This window comes from Streptomyces sp. NPDC051109 (assembly GCF_044455885.1).
Lineage (GTDB): Bacteria > Actinomycetota > Actinomycetes > Streptomycetales > Streptomycetaceae > Streptomyces.
This window is the reverse complement of the sequence record NZ_JBITFF010000003.1, coordinates 251141-272085: the sequence shown is the minus strand read 5'-3', so window position 1 is coordinate 272085 and position 20945 is coordinate 251141. Positions and strand designations below refer to the sequence as shown.

Sequence of the window (20945 nt, the reverse complement as noted above, 5' to 3'; positions counted from 1 at the left end):
CAGGCGGGCCGGGGGGCCCGCCTCGATCCCTGGGGGGTTTGCCGATCGCCGCCTGGCGTCGCGGCATGTCTGTGGGGGACGTTTTGTACACCTCTGTCGTCATATCCGTGATTTCGTTTGCTCTCTTCTGGATGGCCGCCTTCACGCTGTGGTGGCAGATGCACGCGTGGCGCACGCCCGAGACGCTCGCCTCCACCCGGTTCGACCGCCCCGACGGCGAGGGGCGGCTGGCCTTCTCGCTGCTCCTGCCGGCCCGGCACGAGCAGGCAGTCCTGCGCCACACGATCGAGCGGCTGCTCGAATCGAGCCACGGCGACTACGAGATCATCGTCATCGTCGGGCACGACGACCCGGAGACCGCCGCCGTCGCCGAGGCCGCCGCCGCGCGGGCGCCCGACCGGGTACGGGTCGTCGTCGACCACCACCAGGCCAAGAACAAGCCGAAGGCCCTCAACACCGCCCTCCCGCACTGCCGGGGCGACATCGTCGGGGTCTTCGACGCCGAGGACCAGGTCCACCCCGAGCTGCTCGCGCACGTCGACCACGCCTTCCGCTCCACCGCCGCCGACGTGGTCCAGGGCGGGGTCCAGCTCATCAACTTCCACTCCTCCTGGTACAGCCTGCGCAACTGCCTGGAGTACTTCTTCTGGTTCCGCTCCCGGCTGCACCTGCACGCCGAGAAGGGGTTCATCCCGCTCGGCGGCAACACCGTCTTCGTGCGCACCGAGGTGCTCCGCGAGGCCGGCGGCTGGGACCAGAACTGCCTGGCCGAGGACTGCGACCTGGGCGTACGCCTCTCCTCGGTCGGCAAGAAGGTGGTCGTCGCCTACGACTGCGACATGGTCACCCGCGAGGAGACGCCCGGGTCGCTGATGAGCCTGCTCAAGCAGCGCACCCGCTGGAACCAGGGCTTCCTCCAGGTCTACCGGAAGAAGGACTGGCAGCAGCTGCCCGGCCGCGGCCAGCGCTGGCTGGCCCGCTACACGCTGATGACCCCGTTCATGCAGGCCGCCTCCGGGGTGATCATCCCGCTCAACTTCGCCGTCGCGGTCCTGCTCGACGTACCCGTCGGCATCGCGATCATCACCTTCCTCCCCATGATCACGGCGATGGTGACGTTCGTCTTCGAGATCGTCGGCCTGCACGACTTCGGCCGCCAGTACGGCCTGCGCGTCCGCTTCGTGCACTACCTCAAGCTCGTCGTCGGCGGCCCGTTCTACCAGGTGATGCTGGCGGGCGCCGCGATCAGGGCGGTCTGGCGCGAGCAGCGCGGCCGCAACGAGTGGGAGCTGACCAGCCACACCGGCGCCCACCTCGCTCCGATCAGCGCCACCGCCGGCGTGTCCACAGCCGGCGCGTCCACCGCGATCCGAGAGGACAGCCACCAGTGACCGCCACCCTGCCCACGGCCACTGATCCCCAGCCCGGCGCCGCCGCCCTCGTCGAACCGCGCGTCCCCGCCCAGCGCGGCCCGAGCGGCCCCGGCAGCCGCGGCGGCCTCGGGGTCCGGCCGCCCGCCCCGGCCCACCCCCTCCTGCGCTTCCGCTCCTCCCGCCCCGACCTGCTGCTCTGCGGGGCGGTCCTGCTCGCGATCGTCCTCGTCCAGGGCTGGAACATCACGCACTTCCCGGCCCTGAGCGACGACGAGGGCACGTACCTCGCCCAGGCCTGGGCCGTCCAGCAGGGCGACGGCCTCGCCCACTACACGTACTGGTACGACCATCCGCCGCTCGGCTGGATACAGATAGCCGGCCTGACCTACCTGCCGTCCCTCCTCGTGCCCGACTGGATGACCGTCGCGCCGATGCGCTTCTCGATGCTCGCGGTCTCCGCCGCGGGCTCCGTGCTGCTCTACGTCCTCGCCCGCCGGCTCTGGCTGCCGCGCTGGGCGGCCGGACTCGCGATGGCCCTCTTCGGGCTCTCCCCGCTCTCCGTCGTGCTCCAGCGGGAGATCTTCCTCGACAACCTCGCCGTGGTGTGGATGCTGCTGGCCTTCTGCCTGGCCGCGTCCCCCAGCCGCCACCTGTGGCACCACTTCGGATCGGGACTGGCGGCCGCCACCGCCGTCCTGACCAAGGAGACGATGCTGGTGGTGCTCCCGGCGCTGCTGGTGACCATGTGGCGCCACAGCCACCGTGACACCCGCAAGTTCGCCGTCACCGGCGCCGTCACCGCCTGCGCGCTCATCGGGCTCTCGTACCCCCTGTACGCGCTGCTCAACAGCGAGCTGCTGCCAGGCGCCGGGCACGTCTCGCTGATCGACGGCATCACGTACCAGATGAGCCGGCCCGGCTCGGGCTTCATCCTCACCCCCGGCTCCGGTTCGAACGGCGTGTTCCGGTCCTGGCTGTACTACGACACCGTCCTGCCGCTCGGCGGGCTGGCCGGAGCGCTCCTGCTGCTCGCCACCCTGCGGTGGTCGGTCACCGCCCGAGCGCTCGCCGGCCCGGCGCTCGCCGCAGCGCTCCTCGCGGCCGTCGCGATGCGGCCCTCCGGCTACCTGCCGGCGATGTACGTGATCCAGGCGCTGCCGTTCCTCGCGCTGGTCCTCGCCGGGGGCGCGGCCAGCGTCACGCACGCCGTGCTGCGCCGCCGCCGCGCGCCGGGGGAGCGCCGGGCGCTCACGTACGGGCGCCGGGCACTGATCGGCGTACTCGCCGCGGCCGCCGCGGTGTACGTCCTGCCGCGCTGGTACGAGGGCAACCGCACCGCGCTCACCGCCGACGCGAACGCCCCGTACCGGCAGGCCGCCGCCTGGCTCGGCCGGGAGGTCCCCGACCCCGGGCACACCCGGGTCCTGGTCGACGACGCACTGTGGCTGGACGCCGTGCACCACGGCTTCGAACCGGGGCTCGGCGCCGTCTGGTTCTACAAGGCGGACCTCGACCCCGCCGTCACCCGGACCCTGCCGCGCGGCTGGCGCGACATCGACTACGTGGTCTCCTCGCCCACCGTCCGCCGGGACGCGGTGGACCTGCCCAACGTGAAGGCCGCGCTGGAGCATTCGACGACGGTGGCCGTCTTCGGCTCCGGCGAGGACCGCATCGAGATCCGCAGGACCGACCGAGCCGACGGGAGCTGATCCGCCATGAGCGAGGACCTGTGGACCCCGCACGCCCTGAGCGATCCGGAGGCTTCCCTTCCGCCAGAGGGGGAGCCGGCGGCGGGCAGCGTGACGGCGGGCAGCGTCACCCTCATCGTCCCGACCTTCAACGAGGCGGGGAACGTCGGCGAGTTGCTGAGCCGGCTCGCCGACTCGCTCCCCGCCCGCCTGCCCTGCGAGGTGCTGTTCGTGGACGACTCCACGGACGACACCCCGGCCGTCATCGAGAAGGCCGCCCTCGACCTGCCCTTCCCGGTCTCCGTCCTGCACCGCGAGCGGGCGGTCGGCGGCCTCGGCGGAGCCGTCGTCGAAGGCCTCAAGCGGGCGGACACCGACTGGATCGTGGTCATGGACGCCGACCTCCAGCACCCGCCCCACCTCGTGCCCGAGCTCGTCGGCGAGGGCGAGCGCACCGGCGCCGACCTCGTCGTCGCCTCCCGCTACATCCCCGGCGGCAGCCGGGCCGGACTCGCGGGGAACTACCGCATCGCCGTCTCGCGCGGCGCGACCTGGCTCACCAAGGGGCTCTTCCCGCGCGCCCTGCGCGGCATCAGCGACCCGATGAGCGGCTTCTTCGCCATGCGCCGCCCGTCGGTCACCGCGGACGCCCTCAAACCGCTCGGCTACAAGATCCTGCTGGAGCTGGCGGTCCGCAGCCGGCCCGCCAAGGTCGCCGAGGTGCCGTTCGTCTTCCAGGACCGCTACTCGGGGGAGTCCAAGTCCGGGGCCCGCGAGGGGCTGCGCTTCCTCGCCCACCTCGCCGCGCTGCGCTCCGCGACCCCGCTGGCCCGGATGATCGGCTTCGGGCTGATCGGCCTCTCCGGCTTCGTCCCGAACCTGTTCGCGCTGTGGCTGCTCACGCACGCCGGGGTGCACTACCTGCCGGCCGAGATCGCCGCCAACCAGGCCGGGGTGCTCTGGAACTTCGTCCTCATCGAGACCCTGCTCTTCCGCGACCGGCGCCGGCACCGCCACTGGGCGGACCGGATCGGCCGCTTCGCCCTGCTGGCCAACGCCGACCTGCTGCTGCGCATCCCGCTGATCGCCCTGTTCGTCGGCAGGTTCGCCATGGAGGTGCTGCCCGCCACGGCCGTGGCCCTGGTCACCACCTCCGTCCTGCGGTTCGCGGCCACCGAGGCCCTCGTCTACCTGCCGCGCAAGGCCCGGACCGCACGCACCACCAGGAGTTGAGCCGCACAGATCCGCCGCACAGAACAGAAGGGAACTCGTCCATGCCAGCGAACATCCGGCGGAAGGCCGGGCGGCGTGCCGCCCTGGCCGCCGTCGGGGCGATGACCGCGGGCCTGCTGCTCACCGCACCGCAGCAGGCCACGGCCGGACCGCCCAATCTGCTCACCAATTCCGGTTTCGAGACCGCCGGCGCACCCGGCCAGGACATGCCGTCCTGCTGGGAGAAGTCCGGTTGGGGCGACAACGACTTCACCTACGCCACCGTCGCCGACGCGCACAGCGGCACCAAGGCCATGAAGGTCTCGCTCACCCGCCGCCTCAGCGGCGACCGCAAGGCGCTCGTCACCGAGAACACCACCTGCGCGCCCGCCGTCGTACCGGGCAAGCAGTACGACCTGTCCGCCTGGTACAAGTCGAACACCCCGGACGTGTCGGTGACCGTGTTCCGCCATGACACCACCGCGGGCTGGCAGTACTGGACCGACCTGCAGAACCCGCCGGTCAGCGCCGGATGGGCGCGCACCGAGGTCCGTACGCCCGTCGTCCCACCCGGCACCGACAAGATCACGTGGGGGCTCTCGGTCTACGGGGTGGGCACGCTCACCACCGACGACTACGCGCTGGAGGAGGTGGGTGCGGTCCCGCCGCAGCCGGGCTGCACGGGCACGCCCGACGAGTGCGCCAAGGGCAGGTGGGAGGTGATCCCGGCCAAGAACCCGGTGCGCTCGATGCACGCCGTCGTGCTGAGGAACGGCAAGGTGCTGCTGATCGCGGGATCGGGCAACGACATCGCCCAGTTCAACGCGGGCACGTTCACCTCGGCCGTGTACGACCCGGCGAACGGGTCCTTCAAAACGATCCCCACGCCGGTGGACATGTTCTGCTCCGGGCACGTGCAGCTGTCGGACGGCCGGGTGCTGGTCATGAGCGGCAACAAGGGGTACCCGTCCGCCGACGGCAAGGTCGGCTACCAGGGGCTGAAGGACAGTTACGTGTTCGACCCGGCGACCGAGGCGTACACGAAGACCAACGACCTGAACGGCGGGCACTGGTACCCGTCGGCGACGATCCTCGGCAACGGCGACGTGATCACCTTCGGCGGTCTGAAGGAGGACTCGACGGGCAACGTCACCGCGGAGAAGTTCTCGGCGGCGCAGGGCAAGTGGCTGCCGATGAACGAGGTCAACCAGACCTGGTCGTACTGGGGCCTGTACCCGTCGATGATCCTCATGCAGGACGGGCGGCTCTTCTACTCCGGCAGCCACACCTTCGGCAACGGCACCCAGGGCAGCGGCGCGTCGATCTACGACTACAACGCGAACACGATCACGGACGTGCCCGGGCTGCGCAGGAAGGACGAGCGCGACGAGTCGGCGAGCGTGCTGCTGCCGCCCGCCCAGGACCAGCGGGTCCTGACGATCGGCGGCGGCAACAACGAGACCAACCCGGCGGCCAACCGGCTCACCGAGCTGATCGACCTCAAGGCGGCGAGCCCCGCGTACACCGCCGGACCGGACCTGCCGCAGGGCCTGGTCGACGTGGGCGGGGTCAAGCGGGCGCAGACCGGGGCCGAGGGCAAGATGTACGTGTCGGCCGTACTGCTGCCGGACGGCAAGGTGCTGGAGACGGGCGGCGGCTTGCACGACCGGGCCGACCCGGTGTACGAGGCCTCGTTCTTCGACCCGGTGACCAACACCTACAAGGCCGGACTGCCGGCCGACCCGATCCCGCGGACGTACCACTCGGGCGCCTTCCTGCTGCCCGACGGGCGGGTCATGACGGTCGGCGACAACCCGGGCAACGGCACGTACAACAACAACGTGTCGATCTACACCCCGCCGTACCTCTTCAAGGGCGCGCGCCCGAGGCTCACCTCGGTGATCGACACGCAGTGGGTGTACGGGGACACGCAGCGGATCACCGTCGACCGGCCGATCGCCAAGGCGGAGCTGATCCGTCCGGCGGCGGTCACGCACTCCTCGGACCCGAACCAGCGGTACGTGGACCTGCCGTTGTCGGTGGTCGACAACACGACCGTCGACCTCAACGTCACCAGCAACCCCAACCTGGCGCCGCCCGGCTGGTACATGCTCTTCGGGGTCGACGCGAACGGCGTCCCGTCGGTGGCGACCTGGGTGCACCTGGGCGGCCCGTCGGCGCTCGCGGCCACACAGGAAGCCCCGTCCCCGCACGTCCACGACTTCGCGGACGCGCCGCAGGCGTCCCCGAAGCAGAACCCCGGGAAGCGGGACTCGGTGCCGGTCGCCCCCAGCGTGGCCGGCTGCGACCGGCACTACGGCACGGCCGGCCAGTGCGTGCCGACGAAGTTCCCGGCGGAGGTGAAGGAGACGACGAAGGCCCGCTGCGACTGGCTGGCCTCCCACCAGTACCCGAAGCGCATGAAGGTCAACGGCAGCGACCCGCTGCGCCTGGACCCTGACGGCGACGGCTACGCCTGCACGTAGCCGCACCCGGTCGCACCCGGTCGCGCACGGCCGCACGCGGAACGGAGCCCCGCCGCACACCGCGACGGGGCTCCGCTCGTGCTGCTCGTGCTGCGCGCCGCTAGTGCTGGTACGCGGCGAGCGAGATGCCGACGTAGTGCGCCACGAAGGCGGCCAGGGTCAGGGAGTGGAAGACCTCGTGGAACCCGAAGAAGCGCGGGGAGGGGTTCGGGCGCTTGATCCCGTAGATCACGCCGCCCGCGCTGTAGAGGAGCCCGCCGACGATCACCAGGACCAGGACGGCGATGCCGCCGGTGCGCAGGAAGTCGGGGAGGAAGAAGACCGCCGCCCACCCCATCGCTATGTAGCACGGGGTGTACAGCCAGCGGGGGGCGCCGACCCAGAAGACGCGGAAGGCGATGCCGGCCGCGGCGGCGAGCCACACCGCCCACAGGAGCGTCCGTCCGGTGGAGGGCGGGAGCAGGAGCACCGTCAGCGGGGTATAGGTCCCTGCGATGATCAGAAAAATGTTGGCGTGGTCCAGACGCCGCAGGATGGCCTCACCCCGCGGACCCCAGGTGCCGCGGTGGTACACCGCGCTGACGCCGAACAGCAGGCAGGCCGTGAGGATGTACACCCCGCACGCCACCCGCGCCCGCGTCGACTCGGTGAAGGCCATCAGCGCCAGGCCCGCGACGACCACGGCGGGGAACATCCCGGTGTGCAGCCAGCCGCGCATCAGCGGCTTGGCTTCCGGTGCCTCGGAGGCGTCGGGTGCGACGGGCGCGGCGTCGACCGGCACGGCGGCGTCAGAAGTCATGGCCGCCATGCTACCTACGGGTCCGTAGGTTTCCGTTAGTGCGCTTTACGGAAGATTGACGGGAGTGGCGATGCTCACGTGAGAGGCCCCCTGGACATATGCGCACACGCACCGGATGATCAGATGAGTGCGGTCGGCACCGGATGAGCGGAGCGCGAAGCATCCGGGTCGCAGCCCCCACGGGGCAAACACCAAACACCCCCTCTTCAAGGAGCAATCGTGGCGCGCGAGAACGCGGCTCCCGTTTCTGGTTCGACATTCCCCACCGAGCACGCAGGGCTGATCTCCTGGGTGGACGAGATCGCAGCGATCACCGAGCCCGACCGGGTCGTGTGGTGCGACGGCTCCGAGGCCGAGTACGAGCGCCTGTGCGGGGAGCTCGTCGCCAAGGGCACGTTCAAGAAGCTGGACGAGGGCAAGCGACCCAACTCGTACTACGCCGCCTCCGACCCGTCCGACGTCGCGCGCGTCGAGGACCGGACCTTCATCTGCTCCGAGAAGGAGGAGGACGCGGGCCCGACCAACCACTGGAAGGCCCCGGCCGAGATGAAGGACATCTTCACCGGCGACCAGGGCATCTTCCGCGGCTCCATGAAGGGCCGGACGATGTACGTCGTCCCCTTCTGCATGGGCCCCCTCGGCTCCGAGCTCTCCGCGATCGGCGTCGAGATCACCGACTCCGCCTACGTCGCCGTCGCCATGCGCACCATGACCCGCATGGGCAAGGCCGTCCTCGACGAGCTCGGCACCGACGGGTTCTTCGTCAAGGCCGTCCACACCCTCGGCGCTCCGCTCGCCGAGGGCCAGGCCGACGTGCCGTGGCCCTGCAACACCACCAAGTACATCTCGCACTTCCCGGAGACCCGCGAGATCTGGTCGTACGGATCGGGCTACGGCGGCAACGCCCTGCTCGGCAAGAAGTGCTACGCCCTGCGCATCGCGTCCGTCATGGCCCGCGACGAGGGCTGGCTCGCCGAGCACATGCTGATCCTCAAGCTCACCCCGCCGCAGGGTGAGGCGAAGTACGTCGCCGCCGCGTTCCCGAGCGCCTGCGGCAAGACGAACCTGGCCATGCTGGAGCCCACGATCCCCGGCTGGACGGTCGAGACCATCGGCGACGACATCGCCTGGATGCGCTTCGGCGAGGACGGCCGCCTGTACGCGATCAACCCCGAGGCCGGCTTCTTCGGCGTGGCCCCCGGCACCGGCGAGCACACCAACGCCAACGCCATGAAGACGATGTACGCGAACACCGTCTTCACCAACGTCGCGCTCACCCCGGACGGCTCCGACGTCTGGTGGGAGGGCATGACCGAGGAGGCGCCCGCGCACCTGATCGACTGGAAGGGCAACGCCTGGACCCCGGAGTCCGAGACCCCGGCCGCCCACCCCAACGCCCGCTTCGCCGTCCCGGCCTCCCAGTGCCCGACGATCGCCCCCGAGTGGGAGGACCCCAAGGGCGTCCCGATCTCCGCGATCCTCTTCGGCGGCCGCCGCGCCTCCGCCGTCCCGCTGGTCACCGAGTCCTTCGACTGGAACCACGGCGTGTTCATCGGCTCGAACATCGCCTCCGAGAAGACCGCCGCCGCCGAGGGCAAGGTCGGCGAGCTGCGCCGCGACCCGTTCGCCATGCTGCCGTTCTGCGGCTACAACATGGGCGACTACATGGGCCACTGGGTCGACGTGGCCAAGGACAAGGACCAGTCCAAGCTCCCGAAGATCTACTACGTGAACTGGTTCCGCAAGAACGACGCGGGGAAGTTCGTGTGGCCCGGCTTCGGCGAGAACAGCCGCGTCCTGAAGTGGATCGTCGAGCGCCTCGACGGCAAGGCCGCCGGCGTCGAGACCCCCATCGGCATCCTGCCGACCAAGGACTCCCTCGACCTGGACGGCCTGGACCTCCCCGAGGCGGACCTCGACTTCCTGCTCACCGTCGACAAGGAGGTCTGGCGCGACGAGGCCTCCCTGGTCCCCGAGCACCTGAACACCTACGGCGACCACACTCCCAAGGAGCTGTGGGACCAGTACCACGCGCTCGTCGAGCGCCTGGGCTGAAAGACCTGCCCGGGGGCGACTCCGGGCACCTGGGTGTGGGAGCCCCCGACCAAGCGGTTCCCACCGCAGCACCGGCCGAATCCCTGTCAGGAGTGTTGTCCGCGCTCCTCCAGGTAGGTCGTGTGCGTCTGCTGACGGCGGGCCTCTGCTTCGCGGAGGTCCGCCGTCAGGCGTTCCGCCTCCTCGTACAGCAGCGACAGCTGCCGCTCCATGTGGCGCTCCGGCGACTCCCCGCCCGGCGTGAGGCGGGTCCACCAGCGCGTGCGGTGGTACGTGTCCACGCACTCCGGCACGTCCAGCTCGATCGCCCGCGACAGCGCGTGCACCGACTCCGGACCGGCGGCCAGCACATCGGCCACCCACCCCGGCTCCAGCAGCGCCCCGTACACCTCCATCAGCTCCGCGAGCCGGCCGTCGGCCGGATCCGGCAGGTCCACCTCGGCCACGTATTCCCGCAGCCGGCCGAACCGCTCCCGAACGTCGTCCAGCTGCTGCGAGGGCCCCCGGGGCCCGGGCGGCGCCGGCCGCTCCGGCGGGGCGATCAGCGCGCCCGCGCCGTACAGCCCGGCCACGACCACCGGCCAGTACGTCCCCGCCGCCCCGGTGACGGTCAGGCCCAGCCCGGCCAGCCCGCAGGCGCCGCCCGCCAGGTTCTTCCCCGACTCCAGGTAGGCGAGCACCCTCCCGGCGGCGGCGGACCTACTGGTAGCCACGGATCTCCTCGAAGGCCCCGTCCAGCGAACCGCTGCCGCCGGTGGCGTCGAAGACCCGCCCGCCGGTCAGTTCGGTGACGTGGGTGAGCTCCTTGCGGTCCGAGGCACCGAAGAGCACCGCGAAGACCGGCGTGTGCTTCTGCGCGTCCGGCAGCCCGGCGTAGAAGGAGTCGAAGTCCTTCGCCTTGTCGCCGCTCTGCCCGTCCGTCATCAGCACGATCGAGGTGAACGCGTCCGCGTTGCCCTCGCCCAGGTGCTCGTACGCGGCCTTCAGACTGCCGTACACCGCCGTACCCCCCTCCGGCTGGAGCGCCTTCACATCGCCCCGGATCGCGTTCAGCGCGGGCCCGGGATCGCCCGGCTCGACGACGTGCGTCAGCACCTTCTTCACCTTGTCGCCGAAGGGCAGCAGCGTCACCTCCTCGCGGTCCCGGAACCGCTGCCCGGTCCCCGAACCACCCGTCCCCGTCAGCTCGGTGAGCGCCGACCGCAGCCGCCCGATGCGGTCCTCCTCGGCCATCGAGCCCGAGGTGTCCAGTACGTACACCGTCCGGGAGGGCCGGCGCAGCTCGTTCTCGTACGAGGCCAGCAGCCCGTCCGCGACCGACCGGGTGCCCGGGAACGGCAGCTCGCGCCGCTTGTCCGCGTTCAGCCCGGCCGCGGGCCGCACCCCGGCCGCCACCGGCCGGCGGAACGTCTTCTCGGTGATCGCCTGCTGCGCCTCGGCGCCGCTGAGGTAGTCGGTCAGGGCCCGACCCGACTCGCGGGCCCCGGCCGGGGCCGAGGTCAGCAGGGTCAGCGGGTAGTGGGCGGTGACCACCCCGTCGCGCGGCCGGATCACCGTCAGACCCGTCTTCGCGTCCCGGTTCATGGACAGCAGCACGGACTCGTAGTTCACCAGCGCGTCCACGTCCCCGCGCTTGGCGTACGCGGTGGCCAGCCAGCCGGAGGAGCCCGAGGTCAGCCTCTGCCCGGCGAAGAACTCCTTCAGCTTGGGCCGCGCCGTCTGCACGTCCGCGTCGGTCAGCGCCGCCTGCGCGCCCGACAGCCCGGAGGCCACCGAGACCAGCGCGGAGAACCCGGAGTTGGAGCGCACCGGATCGGTCATCCCGTACGTCAGCTTCCCGGCGGCGACCGCCTCGTGCACCGCCGACCAGGTCACCTCCTCCGGCTTCCAGCCGAGCCGGGCCAGCGCCTCCGCCCGTACGCCCAGCGCGACCGGCGAGGACATCACCGGCGTCTCGCTGCTGAGCTTTCCGGCGGCCTCGGGGCGCAGCCGCAGGTAGTCGTTGGACGACAGCCAGATCGCGTCGTACGTGCCGTCGGCCTTCCCGGAGGCGACCTGCTCGGCCGCGTCCAGGGTGCCGGACCAGGTGAGCTCGACACCGACCCCGGTGGCCGCCTTCGCCGCCTTCAGCACCGGCTCCATGTCGGCCAGTTCACTGGAGGCCAGCACGCGCAGCTTGCCCTCCTGGCACTTCGACTGGGTCGGCTTCGCCGGATCCGGACCGCCCGAAGTGCAGGCCGGGGCCCCGAGCAGGGTCGCGGCGAGCGCGACCGCCGCCGCGAGCCGCCTGCGCACCAACGCGGTGCGCACGCCGCCGATACCACGGCCGCTCATCGGGCACCGCCTTCCAGGACACCGGAGGTACGCGTACGGTCCAGGTACGCCGAGGCGGTCCGGAGCTCCCCGGTCAGCGACTCGACGGTGGCGGCCATGTTCCGCGTGGCCTGCGCCTTGAACGTGTCGATCGCGTCCAGCGTCCGGTAGATCTGCGCGAAGGCCGCACGCAGCGTCTCCGCACCCACCGCCGGGTCGGCCGCGATCCGCTGGATCTCGCCGCTCTGCGTGGACAGCATGTCCGCGTTGCCCCGGATCAGTTCCTCGGTGGTGCCCTTCAGGGCGTCGACCTGCTCGATCACCTTGCGCTGGCTGTCGAGGGCCGAGGCCAGCATCACGGCGATCCGCAGCGCGGACACGGTGGTGGTGGCGGCCCGGTCGACGCCCTTGATCAGCTCCTCGTTGTTGCGCCGGACCACGTCCATCGCCAGGTAGCCCTGGGCGCACACCGCCAGCTGGGTCAACAGGTCCTGGTGCTTCTGCCGGACCGGGAAGAGCAGGTCGGCGCGCATCGCGTCGGCCGACGCCGGGTCCGTGTGCCCCGTCTCGGCGATCCGCTGCTCCACGGCCGCGTCGAGGGCCTCGGTGAGGACGGCGTACTCCTGGAGCTTGCCCATGGTCTCCCACAGGCGGGCCCGTTCGGTGTGCAGGGCCGCGTTGTCGCGGCGCAGCTCGTCCTGGCCTCTGCGCAGCGCGCCCACGATGGTGTCGAGCGTGGTCTGCGAGGAGGCGTACTTGGCCACGTGGTCGCGGAACCTGTTGCCGCCGGGCAGCTTCGCGAGCAGCCTGCGGGCCCCCTTGGCGGGCGTGTCCCGCGGGTCGAGGTCCTCGACGGTGCGGCGCAGTTCGACGAGGGAGCCCGCGACGCGGGCCTGGGCGTCGCCGCCCCCGTCCGCGCCCAGCGACCGTACGGCCCGGTCGAGCATCCGGTTGGACTGCCCGGCGGCGCTGCGGATCTCGCCGGAGCCGAGCCCGGATATCTCCCCGATGCGGCCGGCGAACTCGGGGGAGCGGGTGTCGATCCCGGCGAGCGAGCCGACGTACTCCCCGGCCCGGCGGGCCATCTCCTCGCGCACCCCGTCCTGGAGCGGGACCAGGCCCGAGGCCTGCTCCCGCCGTACGGCGGCGACGGGCTCGGGGGCGGTGAGGACGAGCGGGCCGTCCTGCGGTGGTGTCAGGGTCATGTGCGTGCTCCCCCTAGCCCTTGGCGCACGCGGCGAGCGCCGTGAGGATCTCGACGGTCGGTGCGCTGACCTGGCGGATGCCGGTCAGCTCCGGGTTGAGGTACGCGGCGTGCGCGGCGGTCGCCGCGGTGAACTCGGGCACGCCGTTCTGCGGCCGGAACCCGTGCCGGACGGCCAGTTCGCGCAGCTTCGGGTCGTTGGCGAGGAGGGAGCCGAGCTCCTTGGCCTTCTCGCTGATCGGCACGAAGGTGTGCGGGGAGTTGACCGTGGTGTCCGGGTAGAGCACGACCATGTTGTCGGCGGCCCCTGTTTCCGGCTTCTGCCGGAGCAGGGCGGCCACTTGGGACTCGTACGCCAGGATCAGCGGTTCGCCGCTGCCGGAGATGAACGCCCGGAAGGGGTCGTCGGTGCTCGGCTCCAGGGCGCCCTGGACGGAGATCAGCTTCTGCATCAGGGGCGCGGTGCGGTCGATACCGGCCTGGTCGGAGACCACGTTGTTGCCGTTGGCGACGTTCGAGGTGGCGGCCAGGAACAGCGCCCCGGAGTTGGACGTCGCGGGATCGGTGGTCTTGATGAACACGGTGCCGGTCAACTCGGCGAAGGCGGCGGAGCCGGACAGCTGCTGCCAGTTGCGCTTCTCGTCGGCGGCCTTGAGGTAGGGGCCCATCAGGAGGGTCCCGGAGTTCTTGCCGGTCATCTTGGCGAGGCCGTTGCCGGCGAGGATCTTGGCGGCGTCGGAGCGGGCGACGACCACGAGCGGGGAGAAGAAGGGCTTGGTGGTCTGGGCGCCCTTCACGCCGGCCGCGGCCTCGATCTCCGGGGCGGGCTCGCTGCTGCCGGGGAAGGCGAAGTCGAACTCCTTGAGGGCGAGTTGGTCCATCGCCCAGGAGCCGGACGTTTCGGTCTTCACGGTGTAGCCCTTGTCGGCCAGGGCTTTGACGACGTCGGGGTCGCGGAAGTATTCGGACTTCTCGGATCCGATGACGCCTTTCACCACGGTCTTCGGTGCCGTGGGCGGGGGATCCCCTCCTCCGAGGATCGCGACGGCGGCCACGCCGCCGAGGAGGAGGATCGCCAGGGCGATTCCCAGGACGCGTCTCACGGGTGCAGCGTGCTCGCGGAAACCCACATTCCGCGTGAGGTCGAATGAACGTCAGGTGTCCAGGCGGTCCCACTTCGAAATGCTGTGTGGATCGGCCGGTGCTGGCAGGCGGGGCGGCAGGCCGGGAGGATCGTCCCATGGGCGTGAGCGCGTTGAAGTGGCAGGGCTGGGCGGTGGGCCTGACGGTCCTGGCCGGCCTGCTGGTGTTCGCCCCGCTGGGCCTGTACGTGTGGGCCAGCGGCGAGCCGGGCGCGGCACCGCCGCGGCCGGCGGTGGAGGACGTACGGGTCACCGGCTGCCGGATCGACCCGGGCAGCCGCCGCGTGGTGGCGGCGGTGGAGGTATCGGGCCGCGCCGAGGGCACGGGCGCGTACGTGGTGACGGTCGAGTTCCGCGAGAGGGCGACCCCGGACCCGGCGGCCCGACCGGCCCAGGCCCTGGTGAGACTCCCGGGGGTGGCACCGTCCGCGACGGAACACGCGGAAGCCCTGGGCCCCGTCTGGCCGGCGGGGGCGACCCCCTGGTGCGGGGTCGCGGCTGCCGAGTTCGCATCCGCCCCCGCCGGATGATTCGGCCGTGACCGGGCCCGCGCCCGGCCCGGCCAGGGCGGTGGCACCCGGTCCGGAGCCTCCGCGGCCCCGGACCGGGGCCGATCAGAGGCTGCCGGCCAGGTCCCGCGAGGCCAGGGCAGCGGCATGCGCGTCCATGCGCTCGGCGGCGAGGATCGCGACGGTGGTGTCGGCGCGCGACGCGGCGACGACCAGCGCGCGGCCGGCGAGGTCATGGGCCCGCTGGTGCAGGGCGAGGAGTTCGGCGGCATCCGCGACGTCGGCGCGTGCGGCCCGCGCCGGATCGGAGCCGCGCAGACGTGCCACCTGCGCGGCGATCCGCGTGGCGGCGCCGTCGAGGCCGAGCTCGTCCGTGACGGCGAGCAGGGCCGCCAGGTGCCCGGCGAGCTGGATGTCCAGCGCCTCGCCGCGGCTGCTGTGCGGATATCCCGAGTGGCTGTCGGAGTGGTGGCCGCCCACGCGGTGGACGACCGACTTCGTACGGATCGGCTCGTACATGAGGAGGCCTCCTGCTTGGTCAGGAGGCCATCCTACATTGGATTGGTTCTAAAGTTGTGCTGGATCCGGTATCGAGTGCCTAATGCTGGCCGTACCCGTCCAGGAAGCTCCCGATCCGGGTCACCGCGTCCGCCAGATCCTTGGCGTTCGGCAGCGTCACGATGCGGAAGTGGTCCGGCTCGGACCAGTTGAAGCCCGTGCCGTGAACCACCATGATCTTCTCGGCCCGCAGCAGGTCGAGGACCATCTGGCGGTCGTCCTTGATCTTGTAGACGGCCGGGTCCAGCTTCGGGAACAGGTACAGCGCGCCCTTGGGCTTCACGCAGCTGATGCCGGGGATCTGCGTCAGCAGGTCGTACGCGGTGTCGCGCTGCTCCAGCAGCCGTCCGCCCGGGAGGACCAGGTCGTTGATCGACTGCCGGCCGCCGAGGGCGGTCGCGACGGCGTGCTGCGAGGGCATGTTCGCGCACAGCCGCATGTTGGCCAGGATCGTCAGGCCCTCGATGTACGACGAGGCGTGCTTCTTGGGGCCGCAGACCGCCATCCAGCCGGCCCGGTAGCCGGCGACGCGGTAGTTCTTGGACAGCCCGTTGAACGTGAGGGTCAGCAGGTCGGGCGCGATGGCGGCCGTGTTGGTGTGCGTGGCGCCGTCGTAGAGGATCCGGTCGTAGATCTCGTCGGAGCAGACGATCAGGTTGTGGCGGCGCGCGATGTCCGTCAGCCCGCGCAGCATCTCGTCGTCGTAGACGGCGCCAGTCGGGTTGTTCGGGTTGATGATCACGATCGCGCGGGTGCGGTCGGTGACCTTGCGCTCGATGTCGGCGAGGTCCGGCATCCAGTCGGACTGCTCGTCGCAGCGGTAGTGCACGGCGGTGCCGCCGGCCAGGCTGACGGAGGCGGTCCAGAGGGGGTAGTCCGGCGCCGGGACCAGCACCTCGTCGCCGTCGTCGAGCAGCGCCTGCATCGACATCTGGATCAGCTCGGAGACGCCGTTGCCGAGGTAGACGTCCTCGACGTCCAGCTCGATGCCCTTGGTCTGGTAGTGCTGCATGACCGCGCGGCGCGCGGAGAGCAGCCCCTTCGCGTCCCCGTACCCGTGGGCGTTGCCCAGGTTGCGGAGCATGTCCTCGAGGATCTCCGGCGGGCACTCGAAGCCGAAGGCCGCGGGGTTGCCGGTGTTCAGCTTGAGGATGCGATGACCTGCTGCTTCGAGCCGCATGGCCTCTTCGAGCACGGGCCCGCGGATCTCGTAGCAGACGTTGGCGAGTTTCGTTGACTGGATCACCTGCATGACGGGAGCTTACGGGCCGGGCGGCCGGTCCGCCGAGGTATTCGGGGAGGGACCGTCGAAGGGATATGTCCCGTTTCGCATGATGGGACGGTGGCGGACCGGGTCCGCCCTTGGAAACGGCGGCCGCTCCGCCGCCGCGACCTGCGGAATGGGTGGACCCCAGGTGGCGCCGGACCGGTGGTGTTGCACTCGTCACGTCGGGGTGTGCGGACGGGGGCGCGTTACGGGGCCTGAGTACGGGCATGAGTGCGCGTACTCATGTGTCGCCCTGCGCCGCTGCGCAGGCTTGCCTTCGACGGGTGGTCGGAGGCGCGAGAGGGCGGGGCGGAGCGGTGGAATTCACGGTCGGCGACATGGCGATCACCACGGTGGGCACGGACGGGGACGACCGGGCGATCGAGTTCCTGGTCGCGCCGCGGAGCGGTGAGGGCGCCGCGGGTGCGGAGGGGGTGCACTTCGCGATCCACCGCGAGCACGACCAGGGCTGGGAGGCCGCCCGGCTGACCATCGACCCCCTGTCGGGGAGCGTCCCGGTCGCGGCGGTGGAATGGGCGATGGAATTCGCCCGGGAGTACCTGTGACCGACGGCCGGTGCCGTTGTCAGTGGCCGCCCGTAGGGTCGTGGACGGGGAAAGGGGGCGGGACGTGGAGCGACTTCACATCACGGCCGGGGACGCGACCAGCCCGCAGGCCAAGGGCCCGAAGATCATCGGGCACGTCTGCAACGACATCGGCGGTTGGGGCAGGGGCTTCGTGCTGGCGCTCTCGAAGCGCTGGCCCGAGCCCGAGAAGGAGTTCCGGGCCTGGCACCGGCGCCGCAGCGGCAACGACTTCGGCCTCGGCGCGGTCCAGCTGGTCCCAGTACGGCCGGACACCTGGGTGGCCAACATGGTCGCCCAGCGCGGCATACGCACGGGCAGCGGCGGCCCGCCGATCCGCTACGACGCGCTGGGGCGCTGCCTGGTGGCACTCGGCGGGCACGCGCTCGCGCTGGGGGCCTCGGTCCACATGCCCCGCATCGGCTGCGGCCTGGCCGGCGGGAAGTGGTCCCGCGTCGAACCGCTGATCACCGAGGCCCTGTGCGCCCGGGACGTGGCCGTGACCGTCTACGACCACGCCTGAGCGCTCGCGGGGGGCGCCGCCGGCGCTACGGGGTGAGGATCACCAGGGGGATCTCGCGGGGCGAGGCGGACGCCTGGTAGTCGTCGAAGAGGGGCCACAGGGCCGTCATCGCCGGCCAGTAGACCTCGCGCTCCGCCGGGCAGGCCGTGCGGGCCGTGGCCCGGAAGACGGCCGCGCCGACCTGGAGGCGGACCTCCGGGTGGGCGGTCAGGTTCCGGTACCAGACCGGGTGCTCCGCGGCGCCCCAGTGGGCCGCGAGCACGATGTGGCGCCCCGCGTCCTCGGCGTAGATCAGCGGGGTCCGGGAGGTCCGGCCCGTGACGCGGTCGAACGTGGTGAGCAGGAGCGTGGGGACCCCGTGCCACAGGTGGCCGTCGAGTCCGCCGGTGGTCACGTAGTCCTGTACGTGCTCGCGTTCGCGGCTCTGGCAGGGGTCGGTGGGGTGGTCCCAGTCGATGGTGATCGTCTGCATGGCGGTGCCTCCGGAATCAGACCCCCCGCGCGGCTTAACGATCCTTCACCGATTCTGGATGCGGTCGGCCGGAAGCGCGCGCTTTGCGCCTCATGATCACCATGACGGAGACTGTGGCCATGACAAGGGAAAAGACCGGCCGCATCATCGGCGCGACATTCGGGCTGGCCTTCATCCAGGTGAACGCGGCCGCCCTGCCGGAAGCCGCCGGCATCCCCTTGCGGGTGCTCGCGCTGATCGGCTTCCTGGCCGTGCTGCGCGGGGTGCGCCGCAGCCCCGCGCACGGGCCGGCCTCGGCCGGGGCCGCGAAGGCGCGGCCGTACTTCGGCCGGCGCTACGGATACGTCGTGGGCGCCGAAGTGGTCGCCGCAGCGGCCGGAATCCTCGTCATCAACGGCCCGCTGGACGCCCCGGACGCGGTGGTCGCCTGGATCGCGCTCGTGGTCGGGCTGCACTTCTTCGGGCTCGCGGCCGTCTGGCGGATGCCCTCACTGAACCGGCTCGCCGCCGCGATGTCCGCCTGCGGCGCCGCGGGCCTGGTGCTGGCCGCCCTCGGCTCCTCCCCGGCGGCCATCGCCGTGACAGCGGGGATCCTCCCGGGAGCGCTGCTGCTCGGCTCGGTCTGGTGGAGCCTGCACGCAGCCTCCGCAGCCGGGTCTGCCACCGCCACGGCCAGCGCCCCGTAGCGGCACGCGTGCGGCCCCCGGCCGGGGAGCCGCCCCCAGCCCGGGGACCCGCCCCCGGCCGGGGGCCGCCGGCAGCTTTCGTGCCGCGCCACAGCCCTGCTCGGGTCGTTGTCGTCAAAGTCCCGTCCGGCCGACGCTGCGGTGACGACCTCCCTAGGGCAGGTATCGCTCGATGACCTGCGGGCCTTCCTTCTCGATCAGCTGGCGCGCCTTTTCGAGCCGCTCCGGAGTCGGCTCCATCCCTTGCACCATCACGAGGTCCTCAGGGTCGTACGGCCGCTCCCCGCCGCTGAAGAGCTTGGCCGGCCGATTGGGCTGCTGGCCCGATTCACTGTCCATCGGGATCCCTCCTCAAAAACGCGGTGTCCCCCCGGTTCCCTCATCGTCCGGCGACGGCGCCATGAACGCACCTCGGACCCGTACCCTCCCGCCATGGACAAGATCACCTCCCGCCTGGAGGCCGCCGCCACGCCGACCGCTCCGGCCCTCCTGCTGCGTCCATGGCGGCCGGCCGACACCGGCGACGTGGTCGCGGTGTACCGGGACGCCGCCCTGCGCCGCTGGGCGAGCGCCGCCGTCCACGACGAGGCGAGCGCGGCGCAGTGGGTCCGGGACCAGCAGCGGGGATGGGAAACGGGCGACCGCTTCGCCTTCGCCGTCGTGGAGTCCGGGGCGGACGGGGAGGAGGGGCGGGTGCTGGGTCAGGTGGTCCTCAAGGGCGCCCTCCCCGGCGCCGCGTCCGCCGAGGTCGGCTACTGGACCGCGGCCCCCGCGCGCGGCCGGGACGTGGCGTCGCGCGCTCTGCGGACGCTGACCGACTGGGCCTTCGCCCGCTTCGGCGGCCACGGGCTGGCGCGCCTGGAGCTCCTGCACCAGGCGGACAACCCGGCGTCGTGCCGCGTCGCGCACAAGTGCGGGTACGCGCTGGCCGGGGTCCTGGCCGCGCAGCCGCCCGCCCATCCCGCCGACGGGCACCTGCACGTGCGCGAGCGCGGTATCTGACGGCGGTCCCGTCCCGCCGGCTACGCCAAGGCGACGGCCGCCAGCGCCGTCACGGCGGCTATGGCCGCGCAGATGCTCAGGTTCACCGTCCGGTGCTCCCAGAACACCGCGACGAACTCGCGGAGGGTGGCGCTCGGCCAGAAGTACGTGGCGGTCGGGGAGCCGAGCACCTGGCCGTTGACGCCTGCCGTGCGGGCCGTCATCGCGGCCCGGAACGCGTGGAAGTTGTTGGTGACGACCACGCACCGGTAGCCGGGGTCCGCGTCGGCCATGATCGTGCGGCTGAACGCGAGGTTCTCACTCGTCGTGCGCGAGCGGTCCTCCAGCCGTATCCGCTCCTCCGGGACGCCCCGCGCGATCAGCCAGTCGGCCATCGCCCGCGCCTCCGAGAGCTTCTCGTCCGACCCCTGCCCGCCCGAGACCAGCAGCAGGGGAATCCGGCCGCCGCGGGCCACCTGGGCGGCGTGGATCTGCCGGCCCTTCTCCAACCGGGAGGCGAGCAGCGGGGACACCCGCTCGCCGCAGATGAGCCCGGCGCCCAGCACCACCACGTAGTCGACGTCGCCGCGCACCGTGATCCGCCCGTACAGGAAGGCGTACGCCAGGAAGCAGAGGAAGAGGAAGGAGACGTAGCCGACGAGCATGACCAGGCCCGCCACCATCGTGTCCACGACCCGGGAGCCGCGGCCCGCCACGCCGAAGACCAGCGCGATCAGCGCGAAGATGCCCAGCCCGGCCGCCATGGAGAGCAGATTGGTCGGCCTGCGGCCCTCCTTGCGGACCATCGTCAGGCCGTTGCGGATCAGGTAGCCGCCGAGGACGAGCGTGCCGACAGTCGGCACGACCAGCACCAGCAGCACCGCGATCGCGTCCAGTGGTGACGGCAGCTCAGGTATCTGGAACAGCAGGCCGATCGACCCGCATATGAGGGTGAGGCCCAGCAGGACCGCGTTCCGGAAGCGCCGGCGGTCCTCCCGCACACTCACGCAGAAGAGGACGAAGAACAGCACGGCGGGGACGAAGGCGAGCATGCCGCCCATCGTAGGCGGACCCGGCGCTCCCCCGGCCGGCC

General features: G+C 71.6%; 20 protein-coding genes. 10 read left to right on the top strand and 10 right to left on the bottom strand.

Annotation, left to right across the window (positions count from 1 at the left end; translation table 11 throughout):
- Nucleotides 1–65: 65 nt before the first annotated feature.
- The 4 genes from ACIBAD_RS07030 to ACIBAD_RS07015 are packed head-to-tail and all read left to right on the top strand — an operon-like array spanning nt 66 to nt 6759.
- On the top strand, nt 66–1391 hold the full coding sequence (locus ACIBAD_RS07030) for a glycosyltransferase (protein WP_134071730.1): 1326 nt from the start codon (nt 66–68) through the stop codon (nt 1389–1391).
- Nucleotides 1388–3082, top strand: coding sequence for an ArnT family glycosyltransferase (locus ACIBAD_RS07025; protein WP_398905072.1), 1695 nt, complete (start codon nt 1388–1390; stop codon nt 3080–3082). Before ACIBAD_RS07030 ends, ACIBAD_RS07025 begins: the two co-directional genes overlap by 4 nt.
- A 6-nt stretch (nt 3083–3088) precedes the next feature.
- Complete coding sequence (locus ACIBAD_RS07020) at nt 3089–4294, top strand: glycosyltransferase (RefSeq protein WP_398905070.1); 1206 nt, start codon at nt 3089–3091, stop codon at nt 4292–4294.
- A gap of 41 nt (nt 4295–4335) precedes the next feature.
- The gene (locus tag ACIBAD_RS07015) at nt 4336–6759 is read left to right on the top strand and encodes a galactose oxidase-like domain-containing protein (RefSeq protein WP_398905068.1); all 2424 of its coding nucleotides are present in this window, start codon (nt 4336–4338) and stop codon (nt 6757–6759) included.
- A gap of 100 nt (nt 6760–6859) precedes the next feature.
- Here ACIBAD_RS07015 and ACIBAD_RS07010 read toward each other — a convergent pair whose 3' ends face one another.
- Complete coding sequence (locus ACIBAD_RS07010) at nt 6860–7558, bottom strand: hemolysin III family protein (protein WP_398905066.1); 699 nt, start codon at nt 7556–7558, stop codon at nt 6860–6862.
- 219 nt (nt 7559–7777) lie between these two features.
- Here ACIBAD_RS07010 and ACIBAD_RS07005 point away from each other — a divergent pair, with 219 nt between their 5' ends.
- Nucleotides 7778–9613: a phosphoenolpyruvate carboxykinase (GTP) gene (locus ACIBAD_RS07005; protein ID WP_134071724.1), complete on the top strand. Its 1836-nt coding sequence runs from the start codon at nt 7778–7780 to the stop codon at nt 9611–9613.
- A gap of 86 nt (nt 9614–9699) precedes the next feature.
- On the opposite strand, the gene ACIBAD_RS07000 is transcribed toward ACIBAD_RS07005, so the two are convergent.
- Genes ACIBAD_RS07000 through ACIBAD_RS06985 form a run of 4 tightly spaced genes read right to left on the bottom strand, consistent with a single transcriptional unit; the run spans nt 9700 to nt 14233 of the window.
- Complete coding sequence (locus ACIBAD_RS07000; RefSeq protein WP_398905063.1) at nt 9700–10326, bottom strand: hypothetical protein; 627 nt, start codon at nt 10324–10326, stop codon at nt 9700–9702.
- Nucleotides 10313–11947 carry a substrate-binding domain-containing protein gene (locus ACIBAD_RS06995; protein ID WP_398905061.1) on the bottom strand — a complete coding sequence of 545 codons (1635 nt, stop codon included), beginning with the start codon at nt 11945–11947 and terminating at the stop codon, nt 10313–10315. The genes ACIBAD_RS07000 and ACIBAD_RS06995 overlap by 14 nt, the downstream gene beginning before the upstream one ends.
- Nucleotides 11944–13131, bottom strand: a complete 1188-nt coding sequence (locus ACIBAD_RS06990; RefSeq protein WP_134071720.1) for a toxic anion resistance protein — start codon at nt 13129–13131, stop codon at nt 11944–11946. The genes ACIBAD_RS06995 and ACIBAD_RS06990 overlap by 4 nt, the downstream gene beginning before the upstream one ends.
- 13 nt (nt 13132–13144) lie before the next feature.
- Nucleotides 13145–14233, bottom strand: a complete 1089-nt coding sequence (locus tag ACIBAD_RS06985; RefSeq protein WP_398905059.1) for a hypothetical protein — start codon at nt 14231–14233, stop codon at nt 13145–13147.
- A gap of 143 nt (nt 14234–14376) precedes the next feature.
- On the opposite strand from ACIBAD_RS06985, the gene ACIBAD_RS06980 reads away from it, so the two are divergent.
- On the top strand, nt 14377–14802 hold the full coding sequence (locus ACIBAD_RS06980) for a hypothetical protein (RefSeq protein WP_398905056.1): 426 nt from the start codon (nt 14377–14379) through the stop codon (nt 14800–14802).
- A gap of 84 nt (nt 14803–14886) precedes the next feature.
- On the opposite strand, the gene ACIBAD_RS06975 is transcribed toward ACIBAD_RS06980, so the two are convergent.
- A complete protein-coding gene (locus ACIBAD_RS06975; protein ID WP_398905054.1) occupies nt 14887–15300 on the bottom strand; it encodes a hypothetical protein in 414 nt (137 codons plus the stop codon).
- Nucleotides 15301–15379: 79 nt separating this feature from the next.
- Nucleotides 15380–16591 carry a pyridoxal phosphate-dependent aminotransferase gene (locus ACIBAD_RS06970; protein WP_398905052.1) on the bottom strand — a complete coding sequence of 404 codons (1212 nt, stop codon included), beginning with the start codon at nt 16589–16591 and terminating at the stop codon, nt 15380–15382.
- Nucleotides 16592–16944: 353 nt separating this feature from the next.
- Here ACIBAD_RS06970 and ACIBAD_RS06965 point away from each other — a divergent pair, with 353 nt between their 5' ends.
- Together ACIBAD_RS06965 and ACIBAD_RS06960 are read left to right on the top strand one after the other, a co-directional pair.
- Nucleotides 16945–17172 carry a hypothetical protein gene (locus ACIBAD_RS06965; protein WP_398905050.1) on the top strand — a complete coding sequence of 76 codons (228 nt, stop codon included), beginning with the start codon at nt 16945–16947 and terminating at the stop codon, nt 17170–17172.
- A gap of 64 nt (nt 17173–17236) precedes the next feature.
- Complete coding sequence (locus ACIBAD_RS06960; protein ID WP_398905048.1) at nt 17237–17713, top strand: macro domain-containing protein; 477 nt, start codon at nt 17237–17239, stop codon at nt 17711–17713.
- 25 nt (nt 17714–17738) lie between these two features.
- Here ACIBAD_RS06960 and ACIBAD_RS06955 read toward each other — a convergent pair whose 3' ends face one another.
- Complete coding sequence (locus tag ACIBAD_RS06955; RefSeq protein ID WP_134071705.1) at nt 17739–18185, bottom strand: nitroreductase family deazaflavin-dependent oxidoreductase; 447 nt, start codon at nt 18183–18185, stop codon at nt 17739–17741.
- A gap of 119 nt (nt 18186–18304) precedes the next feature.
- Here ACIBAD_RS06955 and ACIBAD_RS06950 point away from each other — a divergent pair, with 119 nt between their 5' ends.
- On the top strand, nt 18305–18871 hold the full coding sequence (locus tag ACIBAD_RS06950; protein ID WP_398905046.1) for a hypothetical protein: 567 nt from the start codon (nt 18305–18307) through the stop codon (nt 18869–18871).
- A gap of 153 nt (nt 18872–19024) precedes the next feature.
- On the opposite strand, the gene ACIBAD_RS06945 is transcribed toward ACIBAD_RS06950, so the two are convergent.
- Complete coding sequence (locus ACIBAD_RS06945; protein ID WP_030159484.1) at nt 19025–19210, bottom strand: hypothetical protein; 186 nt, start codon at nt 19208–19210, stop codon at nt 19025–19027.
- Nucleotides 19211–19303: 93 nt separating this feature from the next.
- Between ACIBAD_RS06945 and ACIBAD_RS06940 the strand changes: the two genes are divergently transcribed.
- Complete coding sequence (locus ACIBAD_RS06940; RefSeq protein WP_398905043.1) at nt 19304–19873, top strand: GNAT family N-acetyltransferase; 570 nt, start codon at nt 19304–19306, stop codon at nt 19871–19873.
- 20 nt (nt 19874–19893) lie between these two features.
- Here the strand turns inward: ACIBAD_RS06940 and ACIBAD_RS06935 are convergent, their stop codons facing one another.
- Complete coding sequence (locus ACIBAD_RS06935) at nt 19894–20904, bottom strand: YdcF family protein (protein ID WP_134071699.1); 1011 nt, start codon at nt 20902–20904, stop codon at nt 19894–19896.
- Nucleotides 20905–20945 lie beyond the last annotated feature (41 nt).